Raw genomic sequence first — 15,908 nt, forward strand, 5'->3', positions numbered from 1 at the left:
AGGGAGAATCCCAAAATCATTACTAAGAAAGCTTATTCCCCGCTACTGGTTTTGGATTCGCCGTGCATATATCTTCTAAGGGTCTGCCGATCCTTGACCAATTCAAATCCAGCATCTTCTGCAAATTCTATTAATTCTCTATACAGATCCGAGTTCTTTCGTGGTGGATTGTTAAGCCTGGAAGCACGAAGCTTAATCCTATCCGAGCGCCTCTTTTCATCATAATTGATTGGCTGCTCGCTGTGGGCTCTGTCAACCTCCTTAATCAGCCTAACCAGGCCAACCATTATCTTCCTAATACTTTCCAGCTCCAAAGTTTTTAGGGTGCTATCAGTTCCCTCAGCTAAAGATTTGCTAGCTACACCTACCTTGGATATAGATTCTGGTGGATCAATTCCTGCCTCCAAAACCCACTCTGAGAACTTGCGCCGGGACAGCCACACCAAGCTCACAGGAATATCTTTAAACCTCTGATCAGACTCAGAATAGCAGCTAATGCAAACAGGGGTCGTCTCGGATTCCGAAGCAAAAAAACCCTCAAAATACTGATTCACCAACTGAAAGTGGAAATTATACTTCCTGGATGTTTTCTCTGGGGACTCAGATCTACCCACCCAGAGAACCTCATTAATAGAAAGTCTATTTCCACGCCTTTCACCATACTCTAAATACAGATCATCAATCAGTTCATGCAGGGCATATGCAGCTTCTTTGGGCGTGACCTTATAGTAACGGGAGTATTCCGGAACCAATTCGGATAGGCGAACGGCATCATCACTCATGCGACTTACCCTCCATTGCTCTCGGACGCGATAAGGCTTCTAAATGCTCCGCATACCACTGAAGCATCTCCCGGCGCCCCTCAAGATACTGGGCATGGTTATAAGTGCCGCGAATACTATTCTTATCAACGTGCGCAAGCTGGGTCTCGACCCACTCACTACGATACCCCTGCTCATGTAGAGTGGTGGACATCGTGTGACGGAATCCATGGCCCGTAGCCCGGCCATCATATCCAGAACGCTTAAGCAGCTGGTTGATAGCGGCCTCACTCATAGGCTTGGCCGGATCGTTGCGGCCAGGAAAAGCGAGCGTGTAGCCACCGGTAATACCTTCCAGCTCACTTAGTGCAGCCACCGCCTGCCTTGAAAGAGGGACCAAATGTGCGCGACGCATTTTCATACGTGAAGCTGGGATCTGCCAGAGAGCGTCCTTGAGGTCAAACTCCGACCAGAGCGCTCCCCTCAGCTCAGCTGTGCGCACCCCCGTCAGGATCAGCAGGCGAGTAGCGATTTTCACCACGTCGTGCCCTGGACACGCCTGAAAACTGCGTATCAATTCCGGAAGCTCCGCAATAGGCAGGAAGGGATAGTGTCGAGACGTAGGCGTCTGAAGAGCTCCACCAATATCTGAGATAGGGTTGTACTCAGCACGGCCAGTGGCAATCGCGAAACGATAGACCTCCTGGCAGCGTTGCCTGACCTTGCGCAGCTTCTCCAGAGCACCCCGCGACTCTATGCGACGAAAAACCTGTAGCCACTGCATAGGCTGTATGTCGGTAAGGGGGAGACTTCCCAGCAGGGGGAAGATGTCCAGCTCAAACGCTTCCATCACATCATTGGCATAACCTACCGACCAGCGCTGCGACTTGTGTTGATGCCACTCCAGCGCAAGGCTTTTGAAGGTGTTGGCACGAGAGATTGCCGCCTGCGCTCGCGCAACCTTCCGTTCAAGCCCAGGATGCCGCCCCTGCGCCACAAGTTGGCGAGACTCGGAAGCAAGCTGCCGCGCCTGTGCAAGGGTCACCTTGTCGACTGTGCCAAGGGAAATGTGAGATTGCTTGCCATCCAGACGGAAGCGAAAGCGCCAGGACTTGCCGCCTGCCGCGCGAATCCAGAGGAAAAGACCACCGCCATCCGCAAGGCCATAGTCCCTCTCGCGTGGTGCAGCATTCTTAACCTGCAAAGCCGTCAAAGGCATGCTGAGTACCCATAGATTATTGAACCAATCTAAGGTACTCGGATAGGTACTCACAAGACAAGCGCTTGGATGAAACTGGATGGCACTGCATGAAGCAAGAAGCCCGCACTAGGCGGGCTTCTGAGGGGTTTCATGCGACTGCTTGGCACTGCATGAACCTATTGACTGGTGCCGGAGACAGGAATCGAACCTGCGACCTTCGCGTTACGAGTGCGCTGCTCTACCGACTGAGCTACACCGGCGTGTGCGCAACGCTACCACTGCCGGCGTCGTTACGCAAACCCCTGTTTCGCCTCGGTTATTCTTTTCCACCCTGCCCTGCCTCAGGAGGCGTCGCAGCCTGCGGGGGCGTGCTCGGTCTGGAGGTTGGTGGTGCAGCGCCAGCCGGCTGGGCTGCGTGTCAGGGTGAGGGTCTTGTCGAGCACGTTGGCGGGGGCGTCGACCAGGGTGCAGGCGATGCGGGCGGTACCGTCGGCGGCGGTGCCGCTGGCGTCGATGGCGCAGTGGGCGGTGCGTGGCTGGCCACCAAGGCTGGCGACGTCGGCGACGTCCTGGCCTTGGGTCAGGCGCAGTTCCATCGGAGTCTTGAGCGCGGAGATTTCCAGCAGGCCGGCGGCGGCCTTGGTGCGTGACTGGTTGTTGGTGTACATGGGCATGGCGATGGTCGCCAGGATGCCGATGATGGCCACGACGATCATCAGTTCGATGAGGGTGATGCCGCGTTGTGCTTGTCCTTGCATGGGGTGCTGCTCCTGTGGGTCGGTCGGGCTGGGCAAGGTGACGGGGCGTGGCCGGCGGATACCTTTTGTCACGCCCTGCCGGTCATGCCGTCATCTGCGCTGGACTACTCTAGTGCGCATCTCGCCTACCCGCAGGCGGGAGGGCCCGGGAAGCTGTTACCGGGCTTGTCGACCATGCAAAGGATTGCTTCATGAATGACAGGACTCGTGTGTATGCCTGGCAGGGTATCGATGCCAACGGTGTGCGTGTCAGTGGCCAGCGCTGCGGTCGCAACCCGGCGATCGTGCGCGCGCTGCTGTTGCGCGAGGGTATCAAGGTTTCGCGGCTGGGCGTGGCCGGCGGGTTCGGCTGGCGCTGGCCTGCGCGCCAGGGCCGGGCCGACCCTGCGGGTTTCAGCCGGCAGCTGGCGACGCTGCTCAAGGCGGGGATCCCGCTGCTGCAAGCCTTCGAGGTGATGGGGCGCAGTGGCTGTTCCGGCAGCCAGGCGGCGCTGCTTGGGACGCTCAAGCGTGACGTGGCTGCCGGGCTCGGGCTGGCCGATGCGTTGCAGCGCCATCCTGGCTGGTTCGATGGACTGTATTGCAACCTGGTGCGGGTGGGCGAGCAGTCGGGCACGCTGGATCGCCAGCTGGAGCAGCTGGCGGGCATGCTCGAACAGGGCCAGGCGCTGGCCAGACGGCTGCGCAAGGCGATGCTCTATCCGTCGTTGCTGCTGTTGGTCGGGTTCGGGGTGGCGGCGTTGCTGTTGCTCGAGGTGGTGCCGCGCTTCCAGGCGCTGTTCACGGGTTTCGGCGGGCAGCTGCCGGCCTTCACCCAGTGGGTGATCGACCTCTCGGACGGGTTGCAGCGGCATGTGGGCGCCGCGCTGCTGGTGCCGGTGCTGGTCGGGCTGGGGTGGCGGGCGTGCTGGCAGCGGCAGCCGGCGTTTCGCTGCCGCGCGATGCGCTGGCTGCTGCGCCTGCCGGTGTTCGGCGGCCTGCTCGGGCAGACGGCGCTGGCGCGCTTCGCCCGCAGTCTGGCAACGGCCTACGCGGCCGGGGTTTCACTGCTCGATGCGCTGGAAACGGTAGCCAGGGCCTGTGGCAATCCGCTGCACGAGCAGGCGATCCTGCAACTGCGCCAGGGCATGGCCAACGGTCAGGGGTTGCACCAGGCGATGGCACTGGAGCCGCTGTTTCCGCCGCTGCTGCTGCAGCTGACGGCGATCGGCGAGAGCAGCGGCACGCTCGATGACATGCTGGCGCGGGCGGCCGGCCACTACGAGGAACAGGTCCGGCAGACCCTCGAACAGTTGACGGGCTTGCTGGAGCCCGCGATCGTACTGGTCCTTGGCGTCCTGGTCGGCGGCCTGGTGGTCGCCATGTACTTGCCCATCTTCCAATTGAGCAACCTGATCTGATGGATATCTGGACTTTCCTGGCCCAGCGGCCGTGGTATTTCCTCTCGCTGGCTGGCCTGCTGGGGCTGCTGGTAGGCAGCTTCGTCAATGTCCTGGCCCATCGGTTGCCGGTCATGCTCGAGCGTCAGTGGCAACGCGAGGCGCAGCAGGCGCTGGGCCTGCCGGTCAACGAGCACGAGCGCTTCGACCTGTGCCTGCCCGCCTCGCACTGCCCGCGCTGCGGCAAGCCGATCCGCGCCTGGGAGAACATTCCGGTGCTGAGCTATCTGCTGTTGCGTGGGCACTGTGCCGGGTGTGGCGGCGCCATTGGCTTGCGTTATCCCCTGGTGGAGCTGGGCTGCGCCGCGCTGACGCTGGCGGTGGCCTGGTGCCAGGGGCCGAGCGAGCAAGCCCTGGCGCTGGCCTTGCTGACCTGGTGCCTGCTCGGCCTGAGCCTGATCGACAGCGAACACCAGCTGCTGCCGGATGTGCTGGTGATGCCGATGCTGTGGCTGGGGCTTTTGCTCAATTCGTTCGGGCTGTTCGTGCCGCTGGCCGATGCGCTGTGGGGCGCGGTGGCCGGCTACCTGAGCCTGTGGACGGTGTTCTGGCTGTTCAAGGCCGTGACCGGCAAGGACGGCATGGGCTATGGCGACTTCAAGCTGTTCGCGCTGATCGGTGCCTGGGGCGGCTGGCAGATCCTGCCGCTGACCCTGCTGCTGTCGTCGGTGGTCGGGGCGCTGGTCGGGGTGTTGCTGTTGCGGCTGAGGGGCGCAGCGCTCGGCTCGGAGATGCCGTTCGGTCCGTATCTGGCGACGGCGGGGTGGATCGCATTGCTCTGGGGTGATCAAATATACGCCTCCTACCTGCAACTGATCGGACTGCGATGACGACTGCGGCATTCAAACCCTGGATCCTGGGCCTGACCGGTGGCATCGGCAGTGGCAAGAGCGCGGCGGCGCAGCGTTTCGTCGACCTGGGCGTGCACCTGGTCGATGCCGATCAGGCGGCACGCTGGGTGGTCGAGCCGGGCCGCCCGGCGCTGGCGAGCATCGTCGAGCGCTTCGGCCCGTCCGTGCTGCTCGACGACGGCCAGCTCGACCGCGCCGCGCTGCGCCAGGTGATCTTCGCCTCGCCCATGCATCGGCAGTGGCTCGAAGCCCTGCTGCACCCGCTGATCGGCCAGGAGATCTTCGGCTACCTGGCCAAGGCCGAGTCACCCTATGCGGTATACGTCTCGCCGCTGCTGATCGAGTCTGGCCAGCACCGCAAGACCCAGCGGGTGCTGGTGATCGACACCCCACGCGAGCTGCAGGTGCAGCGCACGCTGCTGCGCGACAGCAGCAGCGCCGAGCAGGTCGAAGCCATTCTCCAGGCCCAGTTGGCGCGCGAGGAGCGCCTGCGACATGCCGACGACGTGGTGGTCAATGACCGCGACCTGCCCTGGCTGCATGAGCAGATCGATCGCCTGCATCACTTCTACCTGACTTTGAAAGGAGGCCAGCCATGAGCCAGCCACTGACCGTCGAGTGCCCGACCTGTGGCGCCCCCGTGGAATGGAACGCGGCAAGCCCGTTCCGGCCGTTCTGTTCCGATCGCTGCAAGTTGATCGACCTTGGCGCCTGGGCCGCCGAGGAACACAAGATCCCCGGCTCGGCCGAAGCCGAGGACGAACTCTACTCCGGCGACCTGGAACCGCGTCACTGACCATGCCCGGCAGGCGCACCGGCGCGCGGCCATGCGCCCCGCCGGTCGGAAAGCCTGCCCGCCTCGCGCCTGCAACGATTTCCCTGTGTCGACAACACGTTACCGTCATGGATTGCGGCTAAGCTTGTCTGCATGGATGACTCCGATTACTTGCGCCTGCTCACCATCCAGGCCGAACAAGCCAATGCGTTTTTGTCCAATGCCCGCAAGTGGGAGCGTGAGCGTTGGGTCTGCCAGCGCCTGTTGCAAGGGCTGAACATTCCCTACCGTGGCGAGGAATTCACCCCGGCCGGCCAGGAGCCACCGGACGTGCTGTTTCGCGATGCGGCCTTCGAAGTGTTCTTCGTCCTCGACGAAGGTCGGCGGCTGAACGACGAGTGGCGCGAGGAGTTGCAGCGACGGCGCAGCGCCTTCTCTCTGAGCCAGCTGGTGCGGCGCGAAACCCGTCCGCGACGTATCGGTGCCCAGGAGCTGCTGCAGCGCCTGGGGCCAACGCTGCGCAAGAAGGCGCACAACTATCGCGAGCGTGGCCTGGACCTGGCCGAGCTGGACATCATCGCCTTCGCCAGCCTCAAGCGCGAAGTGCTCGACCTCAACAGCCATTTCCCTCCGCCTACCGAATACCTGCGCCAGGGCTGGCGCTCGTTGTCGCTGGTCGGGCCGACCTTCGCCCGGGTGCTGTTCGCCCACCCTGACTCGCCAGATTTCCTGCGCGCCAACCTGGGCCGCAGCATCCTGTTCGACGTCGGCATAAGCCTTTGATCGACTGCCACCGGGCCGCATAATGACGTACACTGAACCTCATTGATGCAAAGCGTTATCATTCGTTATCAAGACCCTGCGCGAGCACTGTAGCCTTCGCGCAGTCACCGGCGTCTACCTGACGAGGCCCAACATGACCAGTCGCCTTGATCCTGAAGATCAGCGTCGTGTCGATCAGTACCTGCAAGCCCCTCAGCACCGAGTCGAGCGCAAGCCTTTCCGGCCGTTGCTGCTCCTCGTGCTGCTGCTGGCGGTGACCATCGGCCTGGGCCTTCTCAGCCGCCTGTTGAGTGGACTGGTGCATTGAGCTGCCTCGCGCTCGCCCTCCCCTGCCTCAGGTCGCTGCCGGCCCTCGCGGCCAAGCATTCCGTAAACCTTATGAGAGATCTCCATGACTCATCGCATCGTGATCGTCGGCGGTGGCGCCGGCGGCCTGGAACTGGCGACCCGCCTGGGCAAGAGCCTGGGCAAGCGCAAGCGGGCCAACATCACTCTGGTCGACGCCAACCTGACGCACATCTGGAAGCCGCTGCTGCATGAAGTGGCGGCCGGCTCGCTGAACTCGTCGGAAGACGAACTGAACTACGTGGCCCAGGCCAAGTGGAACCACTTCAACTTCCAGCTGGGCCGCATGAGTGGCCTGGACCGGGAAAGTCGGCAGATCCAGCTGGCCGCGACCCTCGACGAAGAGGGCCGCGAGCTGCTGCCGGCACGGACCCTGGGCTACGACACCCTGGTCATTGCCGTGGGCAGCAACACCAACGATTTCGGCACCCTGGGCGCGGCGCAGCATTGCCTGTTCCTCGATACCCGCAAGCAGGCCGAGCGCTTCCACCAGCAATTGCTCAACCATTACCTGCGCGCCCATGCCGGCGACGCCGCCAGCGAGAAGATCAGCGTGGCTATCGTTGGCGCCGGCGCCACCGGCGTGGAGCTGGCGGCCGAGCTGCACCATGCGGCCCACGAACTGGCTGCCTACGGCCTGGACCGCATCCAGCCCAAGGACATGCACATCACCGTGATCGAGGCGGGTCCGCGGGTGCTGCCGGCCCTGCCCGAGCGCATCAGCGTGCCGGTGCACAAGACGCTGGAAAAGCTCGGCATCACCGTGATGACCAACGCCGCGGTGAGCGAAGTGACCGCCGATGGCCTCAAGACCGCCAGCGGCGAGGTGATCCAGGCAAGCCTGAAGGTGTGGGCGGCGGGCATCCGGGCGCCGGCATTCCTCAAGGACATCGATGGCCTGGAAACCAACCGCATCAACCAATTGCTGGTGCGCCCGACCCTGCAGACCACCCGCGATGACGACATCTTCGCCTTCGGTGACTGCGCCGCCTGCCCGCAGCCGGACAGCGAGCGCAACGTGCCACCCCGGGCGCAGGCCGCGCACCAGCAGGCCTCGATGCTGGCCAAGAGCCTGAAAGCGCGTCTGGAAGGCAAGCCGTTGCCGACCTACGAGTACCGCGACTACGGTTCGCTGGTCTCGCTGTCGCGCTTCTCGGCGGTGGGCAACCTGATGGGTAACCTCACTGGCAGCGTGATGCTGGAAGGCTGGCTGGCGCGGATGTTCTATGTGTCGCTGTACCGCATGCACCAGATGGCGCTGTATGGCACCTTCCGCACCTTGATGCTGATGCTTGGCAGCCGTATCGGCCGAGGCACCGAGCCACGCCTGAAGCTGCACTGAGGTAGGGCAAGTCTCAAGCTGCAAGCACGTTGGAGCAGACTACGCGTTCCAGCCCTGCGGCTTGAGGCTTGAGGCTTGAGGCTTGAGGCTTGAGGCTTGAGGCTTGAGGCTTGAGGCTCGTCACCACTTTCCCTGGACAAAAGAAAAAGGGCATCTCTTTCGAGATGCCCTTTTTACATGGTGGGTCGTGTAGGATTCGAACCTACGACCAATTGGTTAAAAGCCAACTGCTCTACCAACTGAGCTAACGACCCGGAAAATGGTCGGGGTGAGGGGATTCGAACTCCTGACATCCTGCTCCCAAAGCAGGCGCGCTACCGGACTGCGCTACACCCCGAAATTGGCTCCGCGACCTGGACTCGAACCAGGGACCCAATGATTAACAGTCATTTGCTCTACCGACTGAGCTATCGCGGAACTGCACTTCGTATTTCCGATTTCGAAGACTGTATCCTTCGAACCCTTCGACTTTCGCATCGCTGCGTTCATGTCTCCGAGGCGCGCTATCTTACACCCTTCAAACTGCTTGTCAACACCTAATTTGCTTTCAACTTACTGATTTGCAAATCGTTTTCAGATCGCCGGTACTGCGGGTGATCTGCTTAGTGCCTGACAGCGGGGCGCATATTAAGCCCACTCGCAGGCAAATGCAAACAAAAATTTCATTTCAGACAACGAGTTATCGTCGAGGCCGGCGAACACCCCGGATTCCGGGGCCTTCGCCGGTGCCAGTGTCAGGCGAAGGTAATCTCGTCGCCTTCGACCTTGGCGGTGATCTCGGCGCCTGGCAGGAACTGCCCGGCCAGGATCAGTTGCGCCAGCGGGTTTTCGATCCAGCGCTGGATTGCCCGTTTGAGCGGCCGCGCACCGTAGACCGGGTCGTAGCCGACGGCGATCAGCTTATCGAGCGCTTCCGGGCTCAGCTCCAGACGCAGGTCACGCTCGGCCAGGCGGCTGCGCAGTCGACCGAGCTGGATCTGGGTGATGCCGGCGATCTGCTCGCGACCCAGTGGCTCGAACACCACCACCTCGTCGATCCGGTTGATGAACTCCGGACGGAAGTGCGCGCCGACCGCGTCCATCACCGCCGCGCGCTGCGCCTCGCGGTCACCGACCAGTTCCTGGATCTGCGCCGAGCCGAGGTTGGAGGTCATGACGATGACGGTGTTGCGCATGTCCACGGTACGCCCGTGGCTGTCGGTCAGGCGCCCGTCCTCGAGCACTTGCAGCAGCACGTTGAACACATCCGGGTGAGCCTTTTCCACTTCGTCGAGCAGCACCACCGAATAAGGCTTGCGACGTACCGCCTCGGTCAGGTAGCCGCCCTCCTCGTAGCCGACATAGCCTGGTGGGGCACCGATCAACCGGGCCACGGAGTGCTTCTCCATGAACTCGGACATGTCGATGCGCACCATCGCCTCCTCGGTATCGAAGAGGAACTCGGCCAGAGCCTTGCACAGCTCGGTCTTGCCCACGCCGGTCGGGCCAAGGAACAGGAACGAGCCGCTTGGCCGGTTCGGGTCGGCCAGCCCTGCGCGGGAGCGGCGCACGGCATTGGCCACCGCCGTCACGGCTTCGTCCTGACCGATCACGCGCTGGTGCAGCAGGTCTTCCATGTGCAGCAGCTTTTCGCGCTCGCCTTCGAGCATCTTCGCTACCGGGATGCCGGTCCACTTGGACACGACTTCGGCGATCTCTTCCTCGGTCACCTTGTTGCGCAGCAGCTGGTTTTCCGTCTTGCCATGCTGGTCGACCATCTGCAGGCTGCGCTCCAGGTCCGGGATGACCCCGTACTGCAGCTCGGCCATGCGGTTGAGGTCGCCCTTGCGGCGTGCCGCTTCCAGCTCCTGGCGGGCTTGCTCGATCTTCTGCTGGATCTGCGCCGAGCCTTGCACCTCGGCCTTTTCCGAAGTCCAGACGTCCTCCAGGTCGGAGTATTCGCGCTCCAGGCGGTTGATTTCCTCGGTCAGCTTCTCGAGGCGCTTGCGCGCGCCTTCGTCGTCTTCCTTCTTCAAGGCCTGGGATTCGACCTTGAGCTGGATCAGCCGGCGTTCGAGGCGATCGAGCACTTCCGGCTTGGAGTCGATCTCCATGCGGATGCGGCTGGCGGCTTCGTCGATCAGGTCGATGGCCTTGTCCGGCAACTGGCGATCGGTGATGTAGCGATGGCTGAGCTTGGCCGCGGCAATGATCGCGCCGTCGGTGATCGCCACCTTGTGATGGACTTCGTAGCGCTCCTTGAGGCCACGCAGGATGGCGATGGTGTCTTCTTCGCTCGGCTCGTCGACCAGCACCTTCTGGAAGCGCCGCTCCAGCGCCGCGTCCTTCTCGATGTACTGGCGGTACTCGTTGAGCGTGGTAGCCCCAACGCAGTGCAGCTCGCCACGGGCCAGGGCCGGCTTGAGCATGTTGCCGGCGTCCATGGCGCCCTCGCCCTTGCCGGCGCCGACCATGGTATGCAGTTCGTCGATGAACAGGATGACCTGGCCTTCCTGCTTGGACAGCTCGTTGAGCAGCGACTTGAGTCGCTCTTCGAATTCGCCACGGTACTTGGCGCCGGCGATCAGCGCGCCCATGTCCAGGGCCAGCAGACGCTTGCCCTTGAGCCCATCGGGTACCTCGCCGTTGATGATGCGCTGGGCCAGGCCCTCGGCGATGGCGGTCTTGCCCACGCCAGGCTCGCCGATCAGCACCGGGTTGTTCTTGGTCCGCCGCTGCAGCACCTGCACGGTGCGGCGGATCTCGTCGTCACGGCCGATCACCGGGTCGAGCTTGCCTTCCTCGGCGCGCTTGGTCAGGTCGACGGTGTACTTGTCCAGGGCCTGGCGCGACTCTTCGGCGTTGGGGTCGTTGACGGCGGCGCCGCCACGCAGGTTGCTGATGGCGTTTTCCAGGGCCTTCTTGCTCACGCCCTGGGCGAGCAGCAGCTTGCCGAGCTTGCTGTTCTCGTCCATGGCGGCGAGCAGCACCAGTTCGCTGGAGATGAACTGGTCGCCCTTCTGCTGGGCCAGACGATCGGCCTGGTTGAGCAGGCGCGCCAGGTCCTGGGACATGTTCACGTCGCCCGTCGGGTTCTGGATCTTCGGCAACTGGTCCAGTTCCTTGGTCAGCGCCTGGCGCAGGCTGTTGACGTCGAAGCCGACCTGCATCAGCAGCGGCTTGATCGAGCCACCTTGCTGGTCGATCAGCGCCTGCATCAGGTGCAGCGGCTCGATGGCCGGATGGTCCATGCCAACGGCCAGTGATTGGGAGTCGGATAAAGCGAGTTGCAGCTTGCTGGTCAAACGGTCTATGCGCATGGGAATACCTTCCTGATGAGGGCAGGCGGAGCGATGGACACACCTATTGACGAAACCTGCCAGAGATAACCTGTAGATAAGGTTGATTGTGGAAGATTCAAGCGCGGCGGGATTGACCTGGCGCAGGGGCGCGCGCCGTTGCGTGGGTCAGCGTGGCTCGAGCCAGACCAGCGATGCGAAGCGCCCGCCCTGAGGGTTGCGCCGGTAGGAGAAGAAGCGCGGGTCGCTGACCGTGCACCAGCCACCGCCATGCACGGCGGTGACGCCCTGGGCAGCCAGACGGATACGCGCCAGCTGGTAGATGTCGGCCAGCAGCTTGCCGGCTCGCGCGCCGGGCACGAACGCCTGCTCGGCTTGCCGATGCTGGGCGGTGAAGGCCTCGCGCACTTCCAGGCCGACTTCGAAGGCTTGCGGCCCGATGGCCGGCCCCAGCCAGGCCAGGACCTGGTCGGCCGGTACCGCCAGGCGTTCCAGGGTGGCCTCCAGCACACCGCCGGCCAGCCCGCGCCAACCGGCATGGGCAGCGGCGACACGGGTCCCGGCACGGTCACAGAACAGCACCGGCAGGCAGTCGGCGGTCATCACGGTGCAGGCGATGCCTGGCTGGTCGGTCCAGCTGGCGTCGGCCTCGGCCACCACGTCCGGATCGGCATCGGCGACCACCCGGCCATGCACCTGCCTGAGCCAGGCGGGACGCGCGGCACAGGTTTGGCGCAGACGGCGCCGGTTCTCGGCGACCGCCTCGGGGTCGTCCCCGACATGGTCGCCAAGATTGAAACTGTCGAACGGCGGCAGGCTGACCCCACCTGCGCGAGTGGTGACGCAGGCGCGCACGGAGGCCGGCGCCGGCCAGTCCGGCATCAGCAACGTGCGCGTCAGCTCGTTCATCCGATGAAGCTCTCGCGGTCCTGCTTGAGCAGCGACAGCAACCAGACGAAGTCATCCGGCAACGGCGACTCCCAGCCGATGCGCTTGCCGGTGGTCGGATGGTCGAGCTCCAGGAAGCGCGCATGCAGGGCCTGGCGCGGGAAGGTCTTGAGCGCCTCGACCATGCTCGGGCTGGCCGCTGGCGGGATGCGGAAGCGCCCGCCATAGACCGGGTCGCCGATCAGCGGGAAGTTGACATGCGCCATGTGCACGCGGATCTGGTGGGTACGCCCGGTCTCCAGCTTGACCCGCACATGGGTGTGCGAGCGGAAGCGCTCCAGGACCCGGTAATGGCTGACCGCCGGCTTGCCGCCTTCGGTGACGGCCATGCGCTGGCGCTGGCCGCCGTGGCGACCGATCGGCGCGTCGATCTTGCCGCCAGCGGTCACCACCCCGACCACGATGCATTCATAGATGCGGCTGACGCTGCGCTTCTGCAGCTGGGCCACCAGGTTGGTCTGCGCCTGCAGGGTCTTGGCCACCACCATCAGGCCGGTGGTGTCCTTGTCCAGGCGGTGCACGATGCCGGCCCGCGGCACGTTGACGATGTCCGGCACATGGTGCAGCAGGGCGTTGAGCAAGGTACCGTCGGCATGCCCGGCGGCCGGATGCACCACCAGCCCGGCCGGCTTGTTGATGACCAGGATCTGCTCGTCTTCGTAGACGATGTCCAGCTCGATGTCCTGCGCGGCCCACTCGCCCTGGGCCTCGTGCTCGGCCTCCAGCGCCAGCAGCGCGCCGCCATGGACGATGTCGCGCGGACGCAGGACGGCGCCGTCCACCGTCAGACGGCCCTCCTTGATCCACGAGGACAGGCGCGAACGCGAGTACTCGGCGAACAATTGGGCGGCGACCTGGTCGAGCCGTTGACCGCCCAGTTCGGACGGTACTTCTGCGCTAAGTTGGATGATCTCGGACATGCTCGAATCGGCGGGCGCACAGCCTTTGGTTTCGGCTGCGCGCTTGTGGTTAAATACGGTCTCTTTTTCGCCCCGGTCTGTCCGGGGGCGCTCATCATAACAGGACGGCTCCGCCCAAGACAGCGGCCGTCAAAGGGACGCAAGCCGCCATGCAAGTGAAACACCTGCTGCTGATCGCCATCCTCGGAGTCACCGCTGCCTGTTCCTCGAACAAGGAAATCATCGACGAGAACCTCAGCGAGGCCGAGCTGTACCAGCAGGCGCAGGCTGACCTGGACAACCACAGCTACAACAACGCCGTGAGCAAGCTCAAGGCGTTGGAGTCGCGCTATCCGTTCGGCCGCTATGCCGACCAGGCACAGCTCGAGCTGATCTACGCCAACTACAAGAATGCCGAGCCGGAGGCCGCCAAGTCCGCCGCCGAGCGCTTCATTCGCCTGCACCCCCAGCACCCGAACGTCGACTACGCCTACTACCTCAAGGGCCTGACCTCGTTCGACCAGGATCGCGGCCTGGTGGCGCGCTTCCTGCCACTGGACATGACCAAGCGTGACCCGGGCGCGGCCCGCGACTCCTACAACGAGTTCGCCCAGCTGACCAGCCGCTATCCCAACAGCCGCTACGCGCCGGATGCCAAGCAGCGCATGATCTACCTGCGCAACCTGCTGGCCGCCTACGAAGTCCATGTCGCCAACTACTACCTGAGCCGCCAGGCCTATGTCGCCGCCGCCAACCGTGGTCGCTACGTGGTGGAGAACTTCCAGGAGACCCCTTCCGTGGGCGATGGCCTGGCGGTGATGGTCGAGGCCTACCAGCACCTGCACCTGGACGAGCTGGCGGCCACCAGCCTGGAAACCCTCAAGCTCAACTACCCCGACCACCCGAGCCTGGTCGACGGCCAGTTCGAGCCCAAGACCGCCGAAGCCGACAACCGCTCCTGGCTGTCCAAGGCCACGCTCGGCCTGATCGAGTCCGATGCGCCGCTGCCGCCTGGCCAGACCCGCGCCAACCAGGACGTGGTCCGCCAGTTCGAGGACGCCCGCGCCGACATGCCGGTCGAGCTGCTGCCCAAGGACGAGGACGGCGACCCGATCTATCCGGAAGGTCCCAAGGAAGCCGAGCAAGGCCGCTCCTGGTTCAGCTACATGACCTTCGGGCTGTTCGACTGAGCCGACACTCCATGCGCAAGGGAGACCCAGGTCTCCCTTTTTGTCCTGTCGCGCCCTAGACTATCCCCCTCGACATTCGACAAGCCGGACACCATGCTTCGCCTACTTTTCTGGATCGCCCTGATCGCCGCCGCATTCTGGCTGTGGCGCAAGTTCAAGATCAGCCAGCAGACCCGTCCTGCCCAGCGGCTGGATGAGCCCCTGGCCATGGTGCGCTGCGCCCATTGCGGGGTGCACCTGCCCAATGACCGCGCCTTGCAGCGCGGCGGCCAGTGGTATTGCAGCCAGGCGCACCTGCAGCAGGGGCCTGCTCGACGCGACTAAGTCCAGCACCTCGCTGTTTCTAGCAGGCAAGCCTGCGACGAACCGGCGAGGGCGAGGCTGCGCTACATGTCCCTACCCGACCCTTTCACACTATTTGCGACTTCTCCCCGAGCTTGGCATTGACCCACCGCAGTAAAACTCGCTAAATCCTATTTATCCGCATAAATATGAAAAATAGCGAAATGCTCAAACCTAGACGCAAGCGCCAGAAGCTGTCCGACGTGATCGTCGAATCGGTCAAGCGCTCGATCGTCACCGAAGCGCTACATCCCGGCGATCGCCTGCCCACCGAGCGCGAACTGATGGTGCATTTCCAATGCTCCAAAGGCACCGCCCGCGAAGCCCTCAAGGCTCTGGAGGTCGAGGGCCTGGTCAGCACTCGCACCGGTCCCGCCGGCGGCGCCTACCTCAATGAAGTCGGCACCGAGCCGGCCAGCCGCGCCTTGCGCAACTACCTGCACTTCCAGCACCTGGACGGCGAACAGGTGTACCAGCTGCGCAAGGTCATCGAGGTAGAACTGGCGGTATCGATCATGGGCAAGCTGAGCGAGGCCGACTACGCCGCGCTACAGGCCAACATCGATTTCTGCAGCACGCCGGAAGACAACGAAGAAGGCCAGCGCGAGCAGCGCCTGGCGGAACTGGAGTTCCACACGCTACTGGCCGATCGCTGCCCCAACCCGTTGCTGCGCTTCATGGCGGTGTTTCTCAACGACCTGCTACGCGACCTGGTGGTACTGAAGAAAGCCTATCTGCCCAAGCGCCAGCAATTCGCCGCCGCCAATATCGATTACCACAAGCAACTGCTGCTAGCCCTTCAAGCCGGCAACGAACCTGCCGTACGCCGCCTGATGCACGAACACATGTGCGATGCCGAACACCACATGACCGCGCTGGAGGGTGAAGTTGCCCGCAACTTCCTCCTGGAGTTCGAACACACCTACTGATCCGCCTGGACAGAGGCCTGCACACAGGCCCAGCCGTACCCGCTTTGTCATTGCCACTCCTGCCTAA

General features: G+C 63.4%; 16 protein-coding genes and 4 tRNA genes. 10 read left to right on the forward strand and 10 right to left on the reverse strand.

Annotated elements, in window-relative coordinates; genetic code table 11:
• Positions 1-32: 32 nt before the first annotated feature.
• The 4 genes from ACY8GK_RS12825 to ACY8GK_RS12840 all read right to left on the reverse strand — a co-directional run bounded on the left by ACY8GK_RS12825 (position 33) and on the right by ACY8GK_RS12840 (position 2,720).
• Positions 33-782, reverse strand: a complete 750-nt coding sequence (locus ACY8GK_RS12825; protein WP_462401394.1) for a hypothetical protein — start codon at positions 780-782, stop codon at positions 33-35.
• The gene (locus tag ACY8GK_RS12830; protein WP_462401395.1) at positions 775-1,980 is read right to left on the reverse strand and encodes a tyrosine-type recombinase/integrase; all 1,206 of its coding nucleotides are present in this window, start codon (positions 1,978-1,980) and stop codon (positions 775-777) included. Before ACY8GK_RS12830 ends, ACY8GK_RS12825 begins: the two co-directional genes overlap by 8 nt.
• A gap of 166 nt (positions 1,981-2,146) precedes the next feature.
• Positions 2,147-2,222: transfer RNA gene (locus ACY8GK_RS12835), tRNA-Thr, on the reverse strand.
• Positions 2,223-2,303: 81 nt separating this feature from the next.
• Positions 2,304-2,720, reverse strand: a complete 417-nt coding sequence (locus ACY8GK_RS12840) for a pilin (RefSeq protein ID WP_196181444.1) — start codon at positions 2,718-2,720, stop codon at positions 2,304-2,306.
• A gap of 191 nt (positions 2,721-2,911) precedes the next feature.
• Here ACY8GK_RS12840 and ACY8GK_RS12845 point away from each other — a divergent pair, with 191 nt between their 5' ends.
• The 7 genes from ACY8GK_RS12845 to ACY8GK_RS12875 all read left to right on the forward strand — a co-directional run bounded on the left by ACY8GK_RS12845 (position 2,912) and on the right by ACY8GK_RS12875 (position 8,255).
• Positions 2,912-4,120, forward strand: a complete 1,209-nt coding sequence (locus ACY8GK_RS12845; RefSeq protein WP_462401396.1) for a type II secretion system F family protein — start codon at positions 2,912-2,914, stop codon at positions 4,118-4,120.
• Positions 4,120-4,989, forward strand: a complete 870-nt coding sequence (locus tag ACY8GK_RS12850) for a prepilin peptidase (RefSeq protein WP_196181448.1) — start codon at positions 4,120-4,122, stop codon at positions 4,987-4,989. Before ACY8GK_RS12845 ends, ACY8GK_RS12850 begins: the two co-directional genes overlap by 1 nt.
• Positions 4,986-5,609 (forward strand): dephospho-CoA kinase, encoded by a 624-nt coding sequence (coaE, locus tag ACY8GK_RS12855; protein WP_462401397.1) that lies wholly within the window; start codon positions 4,986-4,988, stop codon positions 5,607-5,609. The genes ACY8GK_RS12850 and coaE overlap by 4 nt, the downstream gene beginning before the upstream one ends.
• Positions 5,606-5,806, forward strand: coding sequence for a DNA gyrase inhibitor YacG (gene yacG / locus ACY8GK_RS12860; RefSeq protein ID WP_196181452.1), 201 nt, complete (start codon positions 5,606-5,608; stop codon positions 5,804-5,806). Before coaE ends, yacG begins: the two co-directional genes overlap by 4 nt.
• A gap of 132 nt (positions 5,807-5,938) precedes the next feature.
• Positions 5,939-6,568: a DUF1780 domain-containing protein gene (locus tag ACY8GK_RS12865; RefSeq protein ID WP_196181454.1), complete on the forward strand. Its 630-nt coding sequence runs from the start codon at positions 5,939-5,941 to the stop codon at positions 6,566-6,568.
• Positions 6,569-6,701: 133 nt separating this feature from the next.
• A complete protein-coding gene (locus ACY8GK_RS12870) occupies positions 6,702-6,875 on the forward strand; it encodes a DUF3094 family protein (protein WP_196181455.1) in 174 nt (57 codons plus the stop codon).
• An 84-nt stretch (positions 6,876-6,959) separates the two neighbouring features.
• Positions 6,960-8,255 (forward strand): NAD(P)/FAD-dependent oxidoreductase, encoded by a 1,296-nt coding sequence (locus ACY8GK_RS12875; protein WP_462401398.1) that lies wholly within the window; start codon positions 6,960-6,962, stop codon positions 8,253-8,255.
• Positions 8,256-8,433: 178 nt separating this feature from the next.
• On the opposite strand, the gene ACY8GK_RS12880 is transcribed toward ACY8GK_RS12875, so the two are convergent.
• From ACY8GK_RS12880 to rluD, 6 genes are all read right to left on the reverse strand, one after another.
• Positions 8,434-8,509, reverse strand: a tRNA-Lys gene (locus tag ACY8GK_RS12880).
• A gap of 6 nt (positions 8,510-8,515) precedes the next feature.
• A tRNA-Pro gene (locus ACY8GK_RS12885) sits at positions 8,516-8,592 on the reverse strand.
• A 4-nt stretch (positions 8,593-8,596) separates the two neighbouring features.
• Positions 8,597-8,672, reverse strand: a tRNA-Asn gene (locus ACY8GK_RS12890).
• 317 nt (positions 8,673-8,989) lie between these two features.
• Positions 8,990-11,554, reverse strand: coding sequence for an ATP-dependent chaperone ClpB (clpB, locus tag ACY8GK_RS12895; protein WP_196181459.1), 2,565 nt, complete (start codon positions 11,552-11,554; stop codon positions 8,990-8,992).
• Between the two features lie 147 nt (positions 11,555-11,701).
• Positions 11,702-12,442 carry a peptidoglycan editing factor PgeF gene (gene pgeF, locus ACY8GK_RS12900; RefSeq protein ID WP_196181461.1) on the reverse strand — a complete coding sequence of 247 codons (741 nt, stop codon included), beginning with the start codon at positions 12,440-12,442 and terminating at the stop codon, positions 11,702-11,704.
• Positions 12,439-13,401 carry a 23S rRNA pseudouridine(1911/1915/1917) synthase RluD gene (gene rluD, locus ACY8GK_RS12905; protein WP_196181462.1) on the reverse strand — a complete coding sequence of 321 codons (963 nt, stop codon included), beginning with the start codon at positions 13,399-13,401 and terminating at the stop codon, positions 12,439-12,441. The genes pgeF and rluD overlap by 4 nt, the downstream gene beginning before the upstream one ends.
• A gap of 149 nt (positions 13,402-13,550) precedes the next feature.
• Here rluD and ACY8GK_RS12910 point away from each other — a divergent pair, with 149 nt between their 5' ends.
• The 3 genes from ACY8GK_RS12910 to ACY8GK_RS12920 all read left to right on the forward strand — a co-directional run bounded on the left by ACY8GK_RS12910 (position 13,551) and on the right by ACY8GK_RS12920 (position 15,841).
• A complete protein-coding gene (locus ACY8GK_RS12910; protein WP_196181463.1) occupies positions 13,551-14,570 on the forward strand; it encodes an outer membrane protein assembly factor BamD in 1,020 nt (339 codons plus the stop codon).
• A gap of 93 nt (positions 14,571-14,663) precedes the next feature.
• Entirely contained in the window at positions 14,664-14,894 is a 231-nt protein-coding gene (locus ACY8GK_RS12915; RefSeq protein ID WP_196181464.1) for a PP0621 family protein, read from the forward strand.
• 182 nt (positions 14,895-15,076) lie between these two features.
• Positions 15,077-15,841, forward strand: a complete 765-nt coding sequence (locus ACY8GK_RS12920) for a FadR/GntR family transcriptional regulator (protein WP_462401399.1) — start codon at positions 15,077-15,079, stop codon at positions 15,839-15,841.
• Positions 15,842-15,908 lie beyond the last annotated feature (67 nt).

It is taken from the genome of Pseudomonas sp. Marseille-QA0332 (assembly GCF_054950175.1).

Coding starts and splice junctions, on each gene's coding strand:
- ACY8GK_RS12830 (WP_462401395.1), bottom strand. CDS start 1,980: ATGCCTTTGACGGCTTTGCAGGTTAAGAATGCTGCACCACGCGAGAGG.
- ACY8GK_RS12850 (WP_196181448.1), top strand. CDS start 4,120: ATGGATATCTGGACTTTCCTGGCCCAGCGGCCGTGGTATTTCCTCTCG.
- ACY8GK_RS12920 (WP_462401399.1), top strand. CDS start 15,077: ATGCTCAAACCTAGACGCAAGCGCCAGAAGCTGTCCGACGTGATCGTC.
- ACY8GK_RS12840 (WP_196181444.1), bottom strand. CDS start 2,720: ATGCAAGGACAAGCACAACGCGGCATCACCCTCATCGAACTGATGATC.
- ACY8GK_RS12875 (WP_462401398.1), top strand. CDS start 6,960: ATGACTCATCGCATCGTGATCGTCGGCGGTGGCGCCGGCGGCCTGGAA.
- yacG (WP_196181452.1), top strand. CDS start 5,606: ATGAGCCAGCCACTGACCGTCGAGTGCCCGACCTGTGGCGCCCCCGTG.
- ACY8GK_RS12865 (WP_196181454.1), top strand. CDS start 5,939: ATGGATGACTCCGATTACTTGCGCCTGCTCACCATCCAGGCCGAACAA.
- ACY8GK_RS12845 (WP_462401396.1), top strand. CDS start 2,912: ATGAATGACAGGACTCGTGTGTATGCCTGGCAGGGTATCGATGCCAAC.
- ACY8GK_RS12910 (WP_196181463.1), top strand. CDS start 13,551: ATGCAAGTGAAACACCTGCTGCTGATCGCCATCCTCGGAGTCACCGCT.
- ACY8GK_RS12825 (WP_462401394.1), bottom strand. CDS start 782: ATGAGTGATGATGCCGTTCGCCTATCCGAATTGGTTCCGGAATACTCC.
- ACY8GK_RS12915 (WP_196181464.1), top strand. CDS start 14,664: ATGCTTCGCCTACTTTTCTGGATCGCCCTGATCGCCGCCGCATTCTGG.
- coaE (WP_462401397.1), top strand. CDS start 4,986: ATGACGACTGCGGCATTCAAACCCTGGATCCTGGGCCTGACCGGTGGC.
- ACY8GK_RS12870 (WP_196181455.1), top strand. CDS start 6,702: ATGACCAGTCGCCTTGATCCTGAAGATCAGCGTCGTGTCGATCAGTAC.
- clpB (WP_196181459.1), bottom strand. CDS start 11,554: ATGCGCATAGACCGTTTGACCAGCAAGCTGCAACTCGCTTTATCCGAC.
- pgeF (WP_196181461.1), bottom strand. CDS start 12,442: ATGAACGAGCTGACGCGCACGTTGCTGATGCCGGACTGGCCGGCGCCG.
- rluD (WP_196181462.1), bottom strand. CDS start 13,401: ATGTCCGAGATCATCCAACTTAGCGCAGAAGTACCGTCCGAACTGGGC.